The 16,780-nt window shown below is 73.7% G+C and carries 13 protein-coding genes; 9 read left to right on the plus strand and 4 right to left on the minus strand.

The genetic code is table 11. The features are described 5' to 3' along the window. Nucleotides 1-97 precede the first annotated feature (97 nt). The 8 genes from N912_RS0132825 (at nucleotide 98) to N912_RS0132860 (ending at nucleotide 8,420) form a co-directional block, all read left to right on the plus strand. On the plus strand, nucleotides 98-511 hold the full coding sequence (locus N912_RS0132825; protein ID WP_037067852.1) for a RidA family protein: 414 nt from the start codon (nucleotides 98-100) through the stop codon (nucleotides 509-511). Continuing rightward, nucleotides 508-1,611 carry an aminotransferase class V-fold PLP-dependent enzyme gene (locus N912_RS0132830; protein ID WP_028925734.1) on the plus strand — a complete coding sequence of 368 codons (1,104 nt, stop codon included), beginning with the start codon at nucleotides 508-510 and terminating at the stop codon, nucleotides 1,609-1,611. Before N912_RS0132825 ends, N912_RS0132830 begins: the two co-directional genes overlap by 4 nt. Further along, a complete protein-coding gene (locus N912_RS0132835; RefSeq protein ID WP_051581171.1) occupies nucleotides 1,601-2,179 on the plus strand; it encodes a TetR/AcrR family transcriptional regulator in 579 nt (192 codons plus the stop codon). The genes N912_RS0132830 and N912_RS0132835 overlap by 11 nt, the downstream gene beginning before the upstream one ends. Before the next feature lie 377 nt (nucleotides 2,180-2,556). Next, a complete protein-coding gene (locus N912_RS0132840; RefSeq protein WP_028925736.1) occupies nucleotides 2,557-4,047 on the plus strand; it encodes a potassium/proton antiporter in 1,491 nt (496 codons plus the stop codon). Nucleotides 4,048-4,058: 11 nt separating this feature from the next. Next, nucleotides 4,059-4,646, plus strand: a complete 588-nt coding sequence (lspA, locus tag N912_RS0132845; protein WP_028925737.1) for a signal peptidase II — start codon at nucleotides 4,059-4,061, stop codon at nucleotides 4,644-4,646. A 35-nt stretch (nucleotides 4,647-4,681) separates the two neighbouring features. After that, nucleotides 4,682-5,566: an RluA family pseudouridine synthase gene (locus tag N912_RS0132850; RefSeq protein ID WP_037067967.1), complete on the plus strand. Its 885-nt coding sequence runs from the start codon at nucleotides 4,682-4,684 to the stop codon at nucleotides 5,564-5,566. A gap of 44 nt (nucleotides 5,567-5,610) precedes the next feature. After that, nucleotides 5,611-6,330, plus strand: coding sequence for a hypothetical protein (locus N912_RS60945; RefSeq protein WP_156994200.1), 720 nt, complete (start codon nucleotides 5,611-5,613; stop codon nucleotides 6,328-6,330). Between the two features lie 92 nt (nucleotides 6,331-6,422). Next, nucleotides 6,423-8,420, plus strand: a complete 1,998-nt coding sequence (locus N912_RS0132860) for a tetratricopeptide repeat protein (protein WP_028925739.1) — start codon at nucleotides 6,423-6,425, stop codon at nucleotides 8,418-8,420. On the opposite strand, the gene N912_RS56195 is transcribed toward N912_RS0132860, so the two are convergent. From N912_RS56195 to N912_RS56200, 4 genes are all read right to left on the minus strand, one after another. Then, on the minus strand, nucleotides 8,417-10,099 hold the full coding sequence (locus N912_RS56195) for a hypothetical protein (protein ID WP_156994201.1): 1,683 nt from the start codon (nucleotides 10,097-10,099) through the stop codon (nucleotides 8,417-8,419). The two genes, N912_RS0132860 and N912_RS56195, sit on opposite strands and share 4 nt — an antisense overlap. A gap of 15 nt (nucleotides 10,100-10,114) precedes the next feature. Beyond that, nucleotides 10,115-10,828 (minus strand): alpha/beta hydrolase, encoded by a 714-nt coding sequence (locus N912_RS0132870; protein WP_051581139.1) that lies wholly within the window; start codon nucleotides 10,826-10,828, stop codon nucleotides 10,115-10,117. Between the two features lie 75 nt (nucleotides 10,829-10,903). Next, entirely contained in the window at nucleotides 10,904-11,584 is a 681-nt protein-coding gene (locus N912_RS0132875; protein WP_028925741.1) for a response regulator, read from the minus strand. Next, a complete protein-coding gene (locus tag N912_RS56200) occupies nucleotides 11,581-12,873 on the minus strand; it encodes a sensor histidine kinase (protein WP_156994202.1) in 1,293 nt (430 codons plus the stop codon). Before N912_RS56200 ends, N912_RS0132875 begins: the two co-directional genes overlap by 4 nt. A 311-nt stretch (nucleotides 12,874-13,184) precedes the next feature. Between N912_RS56200 and dnaE the strand changes: the two genes are divergently transcribed. Then, nucleotides 13,185-16,742, plus strand: a complete 3,558-nt coding sequence (gene dnaE, locus N912_RS0132885; protein WP_028925742.1) for a DNA polymerase III subunit alpha — start codon at nucleotides 13,185-13,187, stop codon at nucleotides 16,740-16,742. The last annotated feature ends 38 nt before the right edge of the window (nucleotides 16,743-16,780 follow it).

Below are 16,780 nucleotides of genomic sequence, written 5' to 3' on the forward strand. Positions count from 1 at the left end.
GCCGCCCGCGACAGCAGAATGAACCGGGCTTTCAACTATCTGAAATCTACGGTCTGGCGCCGGGGAGCGCCGGTCGCCGTCGTCGTAGCGTGCGGTCATGTCGATACGTCGTTGGAATCCGGACGCCGTCGCGCCGCCGATCGGCCAGTACAGCCACCTCGCCGCCGCCCCCGCCGGCCACCGGGTGGTGTTCCTCTCCGGGCAGGTGGGCGCGCTGCCGGACGGCGAGCTGGCCGGGCCGGACGCGGAGTCGCAGACCCGGCAGGTGTTCGCCAACATCGCGGCGCTGCTGGAGTCCCTCGGCGCCGGGCCCGGGCACCTGCTCAAGCTGTTCACCATGGTCTCCGGCACCGAGCACCTGGCCGGCTGCCGGGCCGCGCGGGAGGAGGCGTTCGCGTCCTGGTTCCCCGGGCGCGACTGGCCGGCGCACTCGCTGGCCGTGGTCGCGGCGCTGGCCAGGCCGGACATCGTGGTGGAGATCGAGGCCGTGGCCGCGGTCCCGGACGCATGACGCCCGAGCGGTTCCGCGCGCTGTTCCCGGCGTTGAAGGACACGGCGTGGCTGGACACCCCGGGCGCCCCGCCGGCCGCCGCCCCGGTCGCGGACGCGCTGCGCGCCACAGTGGACGCCTGGACCAGCGGCGAGTTCGACTGGCTGGACTGGGACGGGGCCGCCGCCTCGACGCGCGAGCCGTTTGCCCGGTTGACAGGGGCTGGGCCGGAGACAGGGCCGGAGACGGTGGCCACCATGGGCTCGCTGTCCGAGGCGGCCGCCACCGTCGCCCGGTCGCTGCCCCGGTGCCGGGTGGTGGTCCCCGCCGAGGAGTTCCGCAGCAACCTGTTCCCGTGGCTGGCGCACCACGACGTCACGCAGGTGCCGGCGCGCGCCGGCGTGACCCGGGTGGAGGACCTGGTGGCCGCGGTACGGACGGGCGCGGACCTGCTCGCCGTGAGCGAGGTGACCACCCGCGAAGGCCAGCGCCTCGACCTCGCGGCGCTGCGCGCGGCCACCGACGAGGTGGGCGCCCGGCTGTTCGTCAACCTGACCCAGTCGCTGGGCGCGCTGCGCTTCGACCCTGGCGTGCGGCCCGACTACCTGGCGGTGCACGGCTACAAGTGGCTGCTCTGCCCGCGCGGCGCCGCCTGGCTGGTGGCACGGCCCGACCGGGTGCCCGAGCTGGAACCGCTCGCGCCCAGCTGGAAGTCCACCGCCGCGCCGCACGGCTACTTCGGCGGCCCGATGCGGCTGGACAGCGTTGACACCTCGCCGGCCTGGTTCTCCTGGATCGGGGCGCGTGCCGCGCTGCGCCTGCTCGGCGACCTGGACCCGGTGGCCGTCGAACGGCACTGCCTGGGGCTGGCCGCGCGCTTCACCGAGCGTGCCCGCGATCTCGGGTTCTCCCGGGTCGGGGACGGCCCGCCCGCGCACATCGTCGTCCTCGCCGTCCGGGATGCCGACCGAGTGGCGGCGGCGCTGGCCGAGCGCCGGGTGCGGGCCACCGCGCTGGCGGGCCGGGTGCGGTTCGGTTTCCATTACTTCAACGACGACGCCGACGTGGACCGGGCGATCGACGCTCTCTCCGTACGCTACCGTACGGGTGGTGTCAGGTAGACGGCTCAACCGGGACGACTGGACGGCCGAGGCGTTGCGCGCGCTGCGCGGCGGCGGCCTCGCGGCGGTGGCCATCGAGCCCCTCGCGGCCCGGCTGGGTGCCACCAAGGGCAGCGGCTACTGGCACTTCCGGGGCCGCGACGACCTGATCGCCGCCACCGTCGCGCGCTGGGAGGCCGAGCACACCGAGGCCGTGATCGCGCACGTGGAGAGCGAGGCCGCCGCCATCGACCGCCTCCGCGAGCTGCTGCGCGTGGTGCTCGGCCACGTCGGCCCGTTCACCGTGGAGCTGGCGCTGCTCGCCTCCGCGGACCACCCGCTGGTTGCGCCCACCCTGCGGCGGGTCACCCGGCGCCGGCTGGACTACCTCACCGCCCTGTTCACCGAGCTGGGCTTCGACCCGGCGCGCTCCCGCCGGCGCGCGATGCTGGCGTACACCACCTACCTCGGGCACGCCCAGCTCGCCCGCACCGACCCGGCCGCCGTCCCGGCCGGCGAGGAGGAGCGTCGGGCGTACCTGGAGTCCGTGCTGGCCGCCCTGCTCGCCCCGGACGGTCACCGTACGTAACCAAGTGCCGTAGCGTTGGCCAAGCCGTGACCCCGAGATCGACACCAGCATTGTCCGAAGTGCGATATAACGACAGCGGTGTCGATATCGACGCTCGGTAGCCTCGTGCGGGTACCGAAACCGGTCACCCACCGTACCCAACGGCCGTTGTGGTCACGGACGGTACCCGGGTAGACACGTTCGGGAGCTGATCGGCTAGAAATGGCACGAGCCGACGGCGGCGGCGAGCGCGCTCGGCAACGGGTCGGCGCCGACCTCATCCTCTCGGGTGATCACGGCCGTCTCGTCCGGTCGAGCCTCCGCCGCCGACCCGGTGATCCGCGGCCCTCGGCGGTTGCGGTGAAATATCAGGACCGACGGCGAGCCGAGGGGGTGTCATGGACTACTCCCTCGAAGCGATGCTCGGCGTCGGTGCCGCCGTGGTCCTGGTCAGCGTGGTGGCGGTGCGCGCCTCGGTGCGGATCGGGCTGCCGTCGCTGATCCTCTACCTGGGCATCGGCGTGCTGCTCGGCGAGTCGGTGCTGGGCGTGCAGTTCTCGAACGCGCCGCTGACCGAGTCGCTCGGGCTGGCCGCGCTGGTGCTGATCCTGACCGAGGGCGGGCTGACCACCCGGTGGACCCAGGTGCGCCCGGCGCTGTGGCAGGGGATCGCGCTGTCCACGGTGGCGGTCGCGGTGAGCATCGGGGTGACCGGCAGCGCGCTGCACCTGCTGCTCGGGCTGGAGTGGCGCACCGCGTTCCTGTGGGGGGCGGTGCTGTCCTCGACCGACGCGGCGGCGGTGTTCAGCGTGCTGCGCGGGGTGGGGGTGCGCAGGCGGCTGGCCGGGGCGCTGGAGCTGGAGTCCGGGCTCAACGACGCCCCGGTGGTCATCGCGGTGCTGATGCTGGCCAGCCCCGAGCCGCTGACCTGGCTCAGCCCGGTGCTGGTGGTCTACGAGCTGCTCGTCGGCGCGGCGGTGGGGGCCGCGCTCGGGATCGCCGGCGGGTGGGCGCTGCGCCGCGCCGCGCTGCCGGCGACCGGGCTGTACCCGCTGGCCACGGTGGCGGTCTGCGTGCTCGGCTTCGCCGCCGGGCAGTCGCTGCACGCCTCCGGGCTGCTGGCCACCTACGTCGCCGCGCTGGTGCTGGGCAACTCGAACCTGCCGCACCGGGGCGGCGTGCTGTCCTTCGCCGAGGGCACCGGGTGGCTGGCCCAGATCGGGCTGTTCGTGCTGCTCGGGCTGTACGCCTCGCCCGGCGCGCTGGCCGGCGCGGTGATCCCGGCGCTGGTCGCGGGCGTGGTGCTGGTGGTGCTCGGGCGCCCGCTGTCGGTGCTGGTCGCGATGCTGCCGTTCCGGATGCCGTGGCGCGAGCAGGCGTTCCTGTCCTGGGCCGGGCTGCGCGGGGCGGTGCCGATCGTGCTGGCGCTGATCCCGCTCACCCACGCGCCGGAGAGCCCCACCAACCGGATGCTGGTCGACGTGGTGCTGGTGTTAGTGGTGTTGCTCACGTTGTTGCAGGGCACCACGCTGCCCGTCGTGGCCCGCCTGCTCGGGGTGGCCCGCTCCACCGAGCCCACCGAGATCCAGCTCGACGCCGCCCCGCTGGACCAGCTGTCCGCCGACCTGCTGCAGGTGCGGGTGCCGGTCGGCTCCAAGCTGCACGGCGTCTACCTGCGCGAGCTGCGGCTGCCGCAGGGGGCGATGGTGAGTCTGGTGGTCCGCGACGGCGAGGGGTTCACCCCGACGCTGGAGACCCGGCTGCGGCAGCGTGACCAGCTGCTGGTGGTCACCACCTCGACCGTGCGCGCCCGTGCCGAGCAGCGCATCCGTGCCGTCGACCGCGCCGGTCGGTTGGCCCGGTGGCGCGGTGAGTCCGGACGTTCATAGACAATCGAGGGATGACCGTCCCGTCCGAGCCGGACACCGACAAGGACACCGCCGTGCAGCCGACCCAGCCGACCCAGCCCCCGCGCCCGCGCCGGGTGTGGCTGCTGGCCACCGTCGCGCTGCTGGTGCTCGCGGTGGACCTGGTCACCAAGCTGCTCGCGGTGCGGGACCTGGAGGGCGCCTCGCCGTATCCGCTGCTGGACGGGCTGGTGTACCTGCAGCTGGTGCGCAACCCGGGCGCGGCGTTCGGCATGGCGACCGGGATGACCTGGCTGCTCACCCTGATCGCGGTCGGCGTGGTGGTGGCCATCGTGCGGGTGGCGGCCCGGTTGCGGTCGCGGGGGTGGGCGGTCGCGCTGGGCCTGGTGCTCGGCGGCGCGCTGGGCAACCTGGTGGACCGGATGTTCCGGTTTCCCGGCCCGCTGCACGGCTGGGTGATCGACTTCATCTCGGTGTTCGCCCCGGACGGGCGGGTGTGGCCGGTGTTCAACGCGGCCGACTCGTCGATCTGCACCGGCGGCGCGCTGCTGGTGCTGCTGGCGCTGCTGGGCATGGAGCTGGACGGCACCCGGGTGCGCGGCGGGCGGCGTTCGAAGTGAGCAGGACCCTGCCGGTGCCGGACGGGCTGGACGGCATGCGGGTGGACGCCGGGCTGTCCCGGATGCTCGGGCTGTCCCGCACGGTGGTGGCCGGGCTCGCCGAGGACGGCCAGGTGCTCGCGGACGGGCGGGCGCTGGGCAAGTCCGACCGGCTGGTGGGCGGCAGCTGGCTGGAGGTGACGCTGCCGGCGCCCTCGTCGCCGACGTCCGAGGAGCCGGCCGAGGCGGTGGACGGGCTGAACCGGCTGTACGAGGACGACGACATCGTGGTGGTGGACAAGCCGGTCGGGGTGGCCGTGCACCCCAGCCCCGGCTGGACCGGGCCGACGGTGACCGCCGGGCTGGCCGCGCTCGGGGTACGGCTGTCCACCTCCGGGGCGGCCGAGCGGCAGGGCATCGTGCACCGGCTGGACGCGGGCACCACCGGGGTCATGGTCGTGGCGAAGTCTGAGCACGCCTACACCGCGCTGAAGGCCGCCTTCCGCAACCGTGAGGTGACCAAGCGTTACCACGCGGTCGTGCAGGGCCACCCGGACCCGAGCCGGGGCACCGTGGACGCCCCGATCGACAGGCACCCCAAGCACGACTGGCGGTGGGCGGTGGTGGCCGGCGGCAAGCCCAGCGTGACGCACTACGACACGCTGGAGGCGTTCCCGGCGGCGTCCTTGCTGGATGTCGTGCTGGAGACCGGCCGCACCCACCAGATCCGGGTGCACATGTCCGCGCTGCGCCACCCCTGCGTGGGCGACCTGACCTACGGCGCCGACCCCGCGCTGGCCACCAGGCTGGGCCTGACCCGCCAGTGGCTGCACGCGCGCCAGCTCGCGTTCGCGCACCCCGCCGACGGCCGCACCGTCGAGTTCACCAGCCCGTACCCCGCCGACCTCCGCCACGCCCTCGACGCACTGGCCGACCCGTGAGTGGTAAGCGTTGCCATAGCAACGCTAACCACTCACGGGGTGGTGTGTGGGCGGCGTTGGCGTGTGTGGCGGTGGTGCTGGTCGCGGTGGCGTGGGTGGCCGGGAAGGAGTCGGTCGGCACCGGGGACGGGACGCCGGCGCGGTCGTGGGATGCGGAGCGGTTGGGGCCGGAGCAGGGGCAGCCGGTGGCGGCGTACCTGGCTGGGCTTCCGGCTCGGCTACCTGCTCAACAAGCGGCGGCGGTGCCCGCGTTGGTGCAGCTCGGCGAGCAGCGTGATATAGACGGCGCGGTGCGGCTGGTGGCCGGCAGCGGGGCAGAGCCGGTCACGGCGGTGCTGCGGGTGCCGCTGCCCCGGGTGCAGACGGCGCTGCGGTTCGAGCGGTTGCCGCCGGTGGACGCGGCCGACGCGGTGGCCGGGGAGCGGCGGCGGTTCGAGCTGGCCTGGGGTACGGCGGCGCGCGCCGCGGCGGAGTCGGCCGGCCGGCAGGAGGGCCGTCCGGGCGCCGTCGCCCGCTACGAGGCCGCCGCGCTCGGCGAGCGGCCACCGTGCGCGTGCCTGCTCGCCGTGCTGGTGGTCGGCGACCGGGCGGCGCTGACCGAGCTGGCCGCCCGGCCCGGGGTACGAGCGGTGGACGCCGCCCCGGTCGGCACGCCGGCGACGGGCGTGGCGCTCGCGCCGCTGCTGCCCGAACAGGCCGACGTGGCCGGGCCGGTCCCCGACGACGGCCCGGTGCCCGAGGCCCCCGGCGGAGCCGGCCGATAGTTCGGCGAACGGCCGTGGTGAGCGCGCCGGGCGGAGTACTGTCCCGCGTGCAGCGGTGGCCCGGTGGGGGAGGGACGACGGTGGAGGCTCACATGGCTCCCGAGCGGCCGGCGCCGCGCCAGGGGGTGGCACCGCCGGAGCACTACACCAACAACGGCCCGCAGCTGGACGCGCTGAGCGCGATCTTCGCCGGCGGCCCGGAGCGGGACGGCCCCCGGGTCGCGATCATCCGGGGCGCGCCGGGCAGCGGCCGCAGCACGCTGGCCGACGTCTGGATCCACACCCACCGCGCGGAGTACCCGGACGGGCAGTTCGTGGTCTCCCTGGCCGCCGGCGGGGAGGGCATGGAGGGCGTGCGCGTCGCGCTGGGCGAGCTGCTGGCCGCGGTCGGCACCGGCGCGGACGAGATCCCGTCCGGCCTGGAGGCCAGGGCCAACTGGTGGCGCGACAGGTCCGCCGGGAAGCGGCTCGTGCTGAAGATCGACGACGCGCTGGCGCCCACCCAGGTCCGCGCGTTGCTGCCCGGCGCGGGGCCGTCGGCCGTGCTGGTGATCGAGGCCGGCCAGCTCACCGGCCTGCGGGCCACGGCGGCCGCCCGCACCGTGGACATCGACCCGCTGAGCCCGGAGCACGCCGAGCGGCTGCTGGCGAACATGGTGACCCGCGAGCGGGTCGACGAGGAGCCGGAGGCGGTGGCCGCGCTGGTCGAGCGGTGCGGCGGGACGGCCATCGCACTGTGCGTGGTCGGGGCGATCCTGGCCGACGACGAGGAGCTGACGATCACCCGGCTGGCCGCGGCGCTCGCCGACGACGAACGCGCGCTCGCCGAGCTGTCCCGGCACCGCGACCTGTCCCTCTCCGTGGTGTTCGACGCCGCCTACCAGCGGCTGAGCCCGCTCGCGCGGGCCTGTTACCGGGCGCTCGGCGCGCACCCGGGGACCGGCGACGTCGCGGTGTGCACCCTGGCCGCCGTGCTGGGCGAGATGGTCGAGGACGTCACGCACGCCTGCCGCTCGCTGCGCAGGTCCCGCCTGGCCGTGCAGACCCGCGACGACCGCTACCTGATGTCCGGGCTGATCGGGCAGCACGCGCGGGTGGTCGCCGCGCGGGAGGGCGGCGTCTCGACCCGGGCGTTCGTCGCCTACTACCGGGCGCGGGCCATGGAGGCGGCGATGGCCTGGATGCCGGACCGCCGCTGGCCCACCGAGTTCTGGCCCGAGCTGGCCGCGCCGCCGACGGTGCTCGACCCCGCCACCGCGCGGCGCTGGATGGAGGCCGAGCGGGTCAACCTGGGCGCCGCCGCGGCCGCCGCCTTCGAGCTCGGGGAGCACGTCTGGGTGTGCCAGCTCGCGATCGCGCTGTGGCCGCTGCACGACCAGGGCAAGTTCGCGCACGACATGGAGGCCGTCAACGAGCTGGGCGTCAGGTCCGCCCGGGCGCTCGCCGAGCCCCGGTTCGCCTCGGTGCTCGGCGTCCAGCAGGGGTACGCCTACCGCCAGCTCGACCTGCTCGACCGGGCCGCCGAGCTGTTCACGACGGCTCGTCGGGTGGCCGACGAGTCCGGGTCGCCGACCGTCATCGCCAGCGCCGTCGAGGCGCTCGGCCTGGCCCGGCGCGACCAGGGGCGGCGCGACGAGGCGATCGAGCTGCTGGAGCGCAACCTCGCGCTGGCCGAGCGGATCGGGATCGAGCGGCGCATCGCGCTGGCCCGTTTCCACCTCGGCAGCGTCGTGTCGCCGGAGGACCGGGCGCTGGCCTTGCTGGACCGGGCGCGGGGCACCTTCGCCGCGCTCGGCCCCGGCGACGCCTACACCCTCACCAAGATCGACCGGTGGCGGGGCAGGCGGCTGCTGGACACCGGGCGGCTCGACGAGGCCGCCGCCGCGCTCGACGAGGCCGCCCCGGCCGCGGACCGGGGGCACTGGCACGACCTGCGAGCGGACATCTACGTGGTCAAAGCGGACCTGGCGTTGCGCCGGGGCGAGCGTGAGCCGGCGCGGACGAACCTGCAGAACGCGCTGGACATATACCGTCTGCACAGGTTCACCGCCAAGGCCGACGCGACCGAGCGCCGGATCGCCGAGCTCTAGCGGACCCTCGCGCTCGCCGTCACCACCTCACCGCCGCCGAGGCGCACGGTCAGCTTCCCGGGCAGCTCGTGGATGGGTTCGCCCAGGCACAGCCAGGCGTGCACCGCCGAGGCGAACACCGCGCCGTCCTCCGACCGGTGGTCGACCTCGACCAGCCACCCGTCGCTCCCGCCCACCAGCCAGGTGCCGTCCCGCTCCCTGGCGGCGGCCAGTGGGCACCTCGGCAGCTCGCGGAAGATCTCCGCGATCCACCGCTCCGCGTCCTCGGCCCGCCGGTGCACCACGATCTCGGCCAGCGCCAGGTGGCGGACCCCCGGCGCGTCGACGTCCACCACCAGGTGCCCGTCGAACCCGCCCGACCGGCCGAACTGCTCCCTGCGCACGCTCGTGACCAACCGCCCGTCGCGCCGTTCCGTCACCGCCGCGGTGACCAGCAGCGCCCTCGGCGGCGGCAGCCGGCAGCGGCGGATCGGCAGCGCGGCGTCCGAGAACGCCGGCTCGTCCGGCTCGGGCAGGTCGAGCAGCCCGTACAGGGCCGCGCGCAGCCGCCCGGCCGCCTCCCCGGGATGCGAGGTGGTGAGCTTGGTGATCGCCTCGTACCGGGCGGGATCGTGCTCGTCGATCGCCCGCGCGCACTCGGCGAGCAGGTCGGCGTCCGGGTCCAGCCGGGGCGCCGCCTCCAGCAGCCGCCCGATCGGCGAGGCCGGGTCGACGGTGCCCGCCGGGTGGCTGGCCAGCAGGAACGGCGTGCCCAGCGCGGCGCCGTAGAAGGTGACCGACCCGTAGTCGCCCACCACCAGCGAGGACGCCACCAGCGCCTGCCCCCAGAGGTCCGGCTCCGGCAGCAACAGCACCCCCTTGCCGGTGCACTCGTCCAGCCACTGCTCGTACGCCCAGCGGTGGTCGTGCGCGATCGCCGCCGGGTGCAGCGCCACCGCGATCCGGTACCCGTCGATCGGCAGCTGGCCGGCGAGCCTGCCGACCAGCCCGAACACCTCGCCGACCAGCGACCTGTCGCTCCAGGTGGAGGAGACCAGCACCAGCCGCTGGCCGGCCGTGACGCCCATGGCCTGCCGGTAGCCCTCCCGCAGCGGGACGCTGGCCACGAGCCGGTCGAAGCTCGGGTCACCGGCGACCAGCGTGGCGTCCACGGCCCGAGGGCAGTCGCGGCGCAGCCGGTCGCGCTGCTCCTCGTGCGAGAGCACGATCAGGTCCGGGATGACGGTGCCGCCCCACATCAGGTACGGCGCGGACAGGCCGTGCACCGCGCCGCCGGTCGAGGGCCCGGTCCGCCCGTCCGGCTGCATGATCTTGTTGTGGCCCATCCCGTGCGGCACCACCACCAGCGGCGCGCGCACCTTGCGCAGGTTCGGGCCGCAGCTCGCCGCGATGGCCAGGTCGGCGGGCATCGCGAGGGCCTGGCGCCACGGCGTCAACGCCACCCCCCGGCGGCGCAGGTACTCGTCGGTGCCCCGGGTGAACGGGCTGGAGCTCGGGCAGCTGAAGACGACCCTGATCCTCGGGTCGGAGGCGACGATTGGCAGGATGTCCAGCAGCCGGGTGGCCGCCGCGACGTTGTGCACGATCGCCAGCACCGTCCGCTCGGTGCGCATCGTCCGCCAGCGCCGTGCCGACCGGGCGGACCGGGCCCTCGACCGGCGGCGGGCGAGTGCGGGCACCCCGGAATCATGCCGTCACCGGCCGCCGGACACGATCCCGGCCACCGCGCGCAGCGTCGGGCTGCCGGCGGCGAAGTACCCGTCGTGGCCGGTCACGCCCTCGGTGGGCAGCGGGCGGGCGCCGAACGCCGGGTCCGCCGGGTCGGCGCCGTGACCCAGGTCACCCAGGCGCGCGTGCGGCACCCAGCGGACCCAGTCCGTCCTCGCGGTGCCCGCCCACACCCGCGCGGGGGTGCGCAGGGCGGCCACCGAGTCCGCCCGAACCCCCGGGCTGGCCAGCAGCACCAGGTCGTCCACCGCCAGCCCTGGCGCGGCCAGCCCGCACACCGTGGAGCCGTAGCTGTGGCAGACCAGCGCGATGCTCGTGCCCGGTCGTGACCGCGCCCGCAGTTCGTGCACGAATGCGCGCAGCGCGACCGCCCCCGCCCGCGCCCGGCCGCCGGTGACCGCGTCCAGGCCCGGCCCGTCCGGCGGGTGGTAGCCAAGCCAGGCGATCACCGCAGTGTCCGGCGCGAGTTCGTGCAGGGCGCGCGCCATGCCGTACGGGCGCCGCCGCGGGCGGACCGGGTCGTCGAACGTCTCCGGCGTGATCCCCACCCCGGGCACCACCACGGCGATGTGCCGGGCCCGCGCCGGGTCGCCGAGCGCCACCACCAGCCGCCCCGGCGGCCCGTTCGCCACCGGTGCGCAGGAGGCCATGAGCAACAGCAGCAGCGCGACCCTGATCACGGCGGCCGACGCTAAGGAGGCGACCCGCCCGCGATCGTCGCTCTCGGGTAGCCAGTTTCACCGGCTACCCGGGTCTCAGCCGCTGGGGGAGACCAGCCCCGACTCGTACGCGACGATGACCGCCTGCGCCCTGTCCCGCAGCCCCAGCTTGGTCAGCATCCGGCTGACGTGGGTCTTGACGGTCTGCTCGGCCAGCACCAGCTCGGCGGCGATCTCCGCGTTGGACAACCCCCTGGCGACCATCCGCAGCACCTCGGTCTCCCTCGGGGTCAGCGCGCGCAGCGCCTCGGGCCGGGTCCAGTCCGGCCGCTCGGCGGGCTGGGCGCGCACGAAGTCCTCGATCAGCCGGCGGGTGATGGACGGAGCGAGCAGCGCGTCGCCGCCGGCCACCACCCGCACCGCGTCCAGCAGCTCGCTGGCCGGCGCGTGCTTGAGCAGGAAGCCGCTGGCCCCGGCCCGCAGCGCGGCGTAGACGTACTCGTCGAGGTCGAACGTGGTCAGCACCAGGACCCGGGGCGAGCCGGGGCCGTCCAGGACCATGCGGGTGGCGGCCAGGCCGTCCAGCTCGGGCATCCGGATGTCCATCAGCACCACGTCCGGGCCGGCGTCCCTGGCCCGCAGCGAGCGCACCTGGGCCACCGCCTCCCGTCCGTTCGCCGCCGCGCCCACCACCTCGATGTCCGGCTGCGCGCCGAGCAGCGCGGAGAAGCCCTCCCGCACCATCACCTGGTCGTCGGCGAGCAGGACCCGGATCACGGCTTCTCCTTCGGTTCCTCGGGGACCGGCAGCACGGCGCGGACGGTGAACCCGCCCCCGGCGTCCGGGCCGGCGGACAGCTCACCGCCGTGCAGCGCGGCGCGCTCGCGCATGCCGGCCAGCCCGTGCCCGCCGCCGCCCAGCACGGGCCCGGCCGGTTCGCGTCCGCCCGCCGCCGAGCGAACCACCAGCTCCAGCCCGCCCTGGGCGCGACGCAGCCGCAACGTTACCGCCGCGCCCGGCGCGTGCCTGCGGGCATTGGTCAACGCCTCCTGGACGATCCGGTACGCGGACAGCCCGACCGCCTCCGGCAGCTCGCCCAGGTCACCGTCCACGTCCGCGTCCAGCCGCAGCCCCGTCGCCCTGGCCTGATCGACCAGCTCGCGCACCTCGCCCAGCGACGGCTGCGGCGCCAGCTCGGCCCGCCCACCCTCGCCGGGGCGCAGCACGCCGAGCAGCCGCTGCATGTCCGACATCGCGGCCCGCGCGGCCGACCCGATCTCCGCGATCTCCGCCTGGCCCGTCTCGTTCAGCCCGGCCAGCCGGTACGGCGCCGTCTCACAGCGCACCGCGATCATCGACATGTGGTGGGCCACCACGTCGTGCATCTCCCGCGCGATGCGCGCCCGCTCGGCCAGCGCGCCCTGCTCGGCCTGCGCCCGCGCCACCCGCGCCTGCTCCTGCGCCAGCGCCCGCTGGCTGCTCATCCGCGCGCCCACGCTGGCGCCGACGACCAGCGGCAGCGCCATCAGGAACAGCGACACCACCAGCAGCCCCGGGTCCACCGGCCACGGCGTGAGCAGCGTCAACGCGCCCAGCAGCACGCCGCTCACCACGCCGACCGCCACCGTCTCCCGCCCCGGCCGGGCCACCCCGACGAGCAGCAGCACCGGCATCCACAGGCACCACTCCCACGGCTCCAGCGGCGGCACCGGCGGGCCCGGCGGCGGCACCAGGAACGGGAAGACCAGCAGGAACAGCGTGACCAGCCGCCAGCCGTCCAGCGCCCGGCGGGTGGCCAGCGCGACCCCGGCCGCCGCCGGCAGCAGGTACAGGAACGCGACCCCGCCGACCAGCCGATGCCCGTCGTTGATCACCCCGCCGGCCGCCGAGATCGCCACGATCAGCCCGTACAGCCCGCCCAGCCAGGGCAGCCACCGCCACAGCAACCTGGTCAGCCGGTGCGAGGCGCGGCCCGGCCAGCCCCGGTGCGGCTCCAGCCCCGGCCAGACCACCTCGGCCAGCGGCCGGGCCAGCCGGGCCAGCCGGGGCGGCAACGATCGGGTCACCGCCGCGACAGTAGCCGCTCGGGCCGGCGCTGACATGCACCTCGAGGGGTGCTACCCCGGTACTGCATAACAGCGCCGAGCCGACCGGCGGACGGAACCTCCCATATCACCACCGAGGTGATCTTCGCACGCGCGACACGCCGGCCGAGTCGTGAGCAGGGTCTTTCAATTCGAGCCCGCCCAGTGCGCCGGAACGTCGGTGGCCCGCACTAGATTGTTGGGTACACATCCGACCTGTTTCGGCGACCCATCGGCGCGCCGTCCGCGAGCATCCTCGCGGGCCTGGACGCTGCCGGGGAAGGAGTTCGTTCATGCCTTCGGCCGGTGCGTCGTCAGGGGTCGACCAGTTCGTGCACCTGCACACCCACACCGAGTTCTCCATGCTCGACGGAGCGGCGCGGCTGGACGACCTGTTCACCGAGGCCGCCAAGATGGGCATGCCGGCGCTGGCGATGACCGACCACGGCAACGTCTACGGCGCCTACGAGTTCTGGCGCAAGGCCAAGGCGCACGGGGTCAAGCCGATCATCGGCATGGAGGGCTACCTGTCGCCGGGCTCCCGGCACGAGCGCAAGCGGGCCACCCTGGGCGGCCAGGTCGTCAGCGACGACAACCCGGGCGAGATGTACACCCACATGACGCTGCTCGCGGAGAACACCGAGGGCATGCACAACCTGTTCAGGCTCTCCAGCCTGGCCAGCCTGGAGGGGTACTACTACAAGCCCCGGATGGACCGCGAGCTGCTGGAGACCTACGGCAAGGGGATCATCGCCACCACCGGGTGCCCGTCCGGCGAGGTGGCCAGGCTGCTGCAACGGGACCGCTTCGACGACGCCTGCCAGGCGGCCAGCGACTACCGGGACATCTTCGGCAAGGACAACTTCTTCTGCGAGCTGATGGACCACGGCATCGCGATCGAGAAGCAGGTCCAGGAGCAGCTGTTCGACCTGAAGAAGAAGCTCGGCCTGCCCGGCCTTGCCACCAACGACCTGCACTACACCTATCCCCAGGACGCCAAGGCGCACGAGGTGCTGCTGTGCGTGCAGACCGGCAAGACCCTGGCCGACCCGAACCGGTTCAAGTTCGACGCGCAGGACTTCTACCTCAAGTCCGCCGCCGAGATGCGCGCCCAGTGGGACCCGATCCACCCGGAGGCCTGCGACAACACCCTGCTGGTCGCCGAGCGGGTGCACGTCGAGTTCACCGAGGGCCAGGACCTGATGCCCCGTGCCCCCGTCCCGGAGGGCGAGACGGAGGAGTCCTGGCTGGTCAAGCAGGTCGAGAAGGGCCTGCACGAGCGGTTCCCGAACGGCGTCACCGAGCAGTACCGCAAGCAGGCCGAGTATGAGCTCGGCGTCATCATCCAGATGGGCTTCCCCGGCTACTTCCTGGTGGTCGCGGACCTCATCCAGCACGCCAAGTCGGTCGGCATCCGGTGCGGCCCCGGCCGCGGTTCGGCCGCCGGTTCGCTGGTGGCCTACGTGCTGGGCATCACCGACCTGGACCCGATCTGGCACAAGCTGATCTTCGAGCGGTTCCTCAACCCCGAGCGCATCTCGATGCCCGACATCGACATGGACTTCGACGAGCGCCGGCGCGGCGAGATGATCCGCTACACCACCGAGAAGTACGGCGAGGACCGGATCGCGCAGATCATCACCTACTCCACGATCAAGGCCAAGGCCGCGATCAAGGACTCCGCGCGGGTGCTGTTCGGCCAGCCCGGCTACTCGGTGGCCGACCGCATCTCCAAGGCGATGCCCCCGGCCGTGATGGGCAAGGACATCCCGCTGTCCGGCGTGTTCGACCCGAGCCACAAGCGGTACTCCGAGGCCACCGAGGTCCGCGCGCTCTACGAGACGGACCCGCAGGTCAAGGAGATCATCGACACCGCCCGGGGCCTGGAGGGGCTGAAGCGGCAGTGGGGCGTGCACGCCGCCGGCGTGATCATGTCCAGCAAGCCGCTGCTGGACGTCATCCCGATCCAGCGCCGCGAGGCCGACGGCGCCATCATCACGCAGTTCGACATGGGCGCCTGCGAGACGCTCGGGCTGCTCAAGATGGACTTCCTGGGCCTGCGCAACCTCACGATCATCGACGACGCGCTGGAGAACATCGAGCTCAACGGCAAGCCCAAGCTCGTCATCGAGGAAGTCGAGCTGGACGACGAGAAGACCTACGACCTGCTGGCCAGGGGCGACACGCTGGGCGTGTTCCAGCTGGACGGCGGGCCCATGCGGGACCTGCTGCGCCGGATGGCCCCCAGCGAGTTCGAGCACATCTCCGCGGTGAGCGCGCTGTACCGGCCCGGCCCGATGGGCGCGAACGCGCACAACGACTACGCCGACCGCAAGAACGGCCGCCAAGAGGTCAAGCCGATCCACCCCGAGCTGGCCGAGCCGCTCAAGGACATCCTGGGGGAGACCTACGGCCTGATCGTCTACCAGGAACAGGTCATGGCGATCGCGCAGAAGCTGGCCGGCTACACGCTCGGCAAAGCGGACCTGCTGCGCCGCGCCATGGGCAAGAAGAAGAAGGAGATCCTCGACAAGGAGTACGAGGGTTTCGCCAACGGCATGAAGGAGCACGGCTACTCCGCCGACGCGGTGAAGACGCTGTGGGACATCCTGCTGCCGTTCTCCGACTATGCGTTCAACCGCGCGCACACCGCCGCCTACGGCGTGGTCTCCTACTGGACGGCCTACCTCAAGGCCAACTATCCGGCGGAGTACATGGCCGCGCTGCTGACCAGCGTGCGCGACGACAAGGACAAGGCGGCCATCTACCTCGCCGAGTGCCGCAAGATGGGCATCACGGTGCTGCCCCCGGACGTCAACGAGTCGGTGCGCAACTTCGCCCCGGTCGGCGACGACATCCGGTTCGGCCTCGGCGCGATCCGCAACGTCGGCTTCAACGTGGTGGACGCGATCGTGGCCGCCCGCAAGGAGCAGGGCGACTTCACCGACTTCTCCGACTTCCTGCGCAAGGTCGACGCGGTGGTCTGCAACAAGAAGGTCATCGAGTCCCTGATCAAGGCCGGCGCCTTCGACTCGCTCGGCCACCCGCGCAAGGGCCTGCTGCTGGTGCACGCCGACGCCATCGACTCGGTGATGAGCACCAAGAAGGCCGCCTCGATGGGCCAGTTCGACCTGTTCGGCGCCATGGACGGGGCGGACGACGCGCAGGACCTGGGCGGGGTGTTCGACATCCCGGTGCCCAACGAGCAGTGGGACACCAAGCACCAGCTCGCCGTGGAGCGCGAGATGCTCGGCCTCTACGTGTCCGGCCACCCGCTGGACGGCATCGAGCAGCTGCTCGCCTCCAAGGTCGACACCCCGATCCAGACCATCCTGGAGGGCACCGTCGCGGACGGCGCGCAGGTCACCGTCGGCGGCATCCTGGCCTCGGTGAACCGCCGGATCAACAAGAACGGCGAGCCGTGGGCGTCCGCCCAGATCGAGGACCTGGCCGGTGGCATCGAGGTGCTGTTCTTCCCCCGGGCCTACGCGGTGGTCGGGATGGACGTGGCCGAGGATGCGATCGTGCTGGTCAAGGCCCGGGTGAACCGCCGCGACGACCGGGTCTCGCTGATCGCGAACGACCTCGCGGTGCCCGACCTGTCCGCCGCGAACGGGGTGTCGAACACGCCGCTGCGGGTCAGCCTGCGGGCCGACCACTGCACGCCGCAGCGGGTGTCGAAGCTCAAGGACGTGCTCGGCAGCCACCCCGGTGGCCAGGAGGTGCACCTGCGGCTGATCAACGGGACGCGGTCGACGGTGCTGAGGCTGGACGACGGGCTGCGGGTGACGCCCAGTACGGCGCTGATGGGCGACCTGAAGGCGCTGCTCGGCCCGGGGTGCCTGGGCTGAGACCCGTTCGTACCGAGGGGCGCCCCGTACGAGGCGCC

Source organism: Actinospineispora acaciae DSM 45401, from assembly GCF_000620785.1.
GTDB classification, from domain to species: Bacteria; Actinomycetota; Actinomycetes; order Mycobacteriales; family Pseudonocardiaceae; genus Pseudonocardia; species Pseudonocardia acaciae.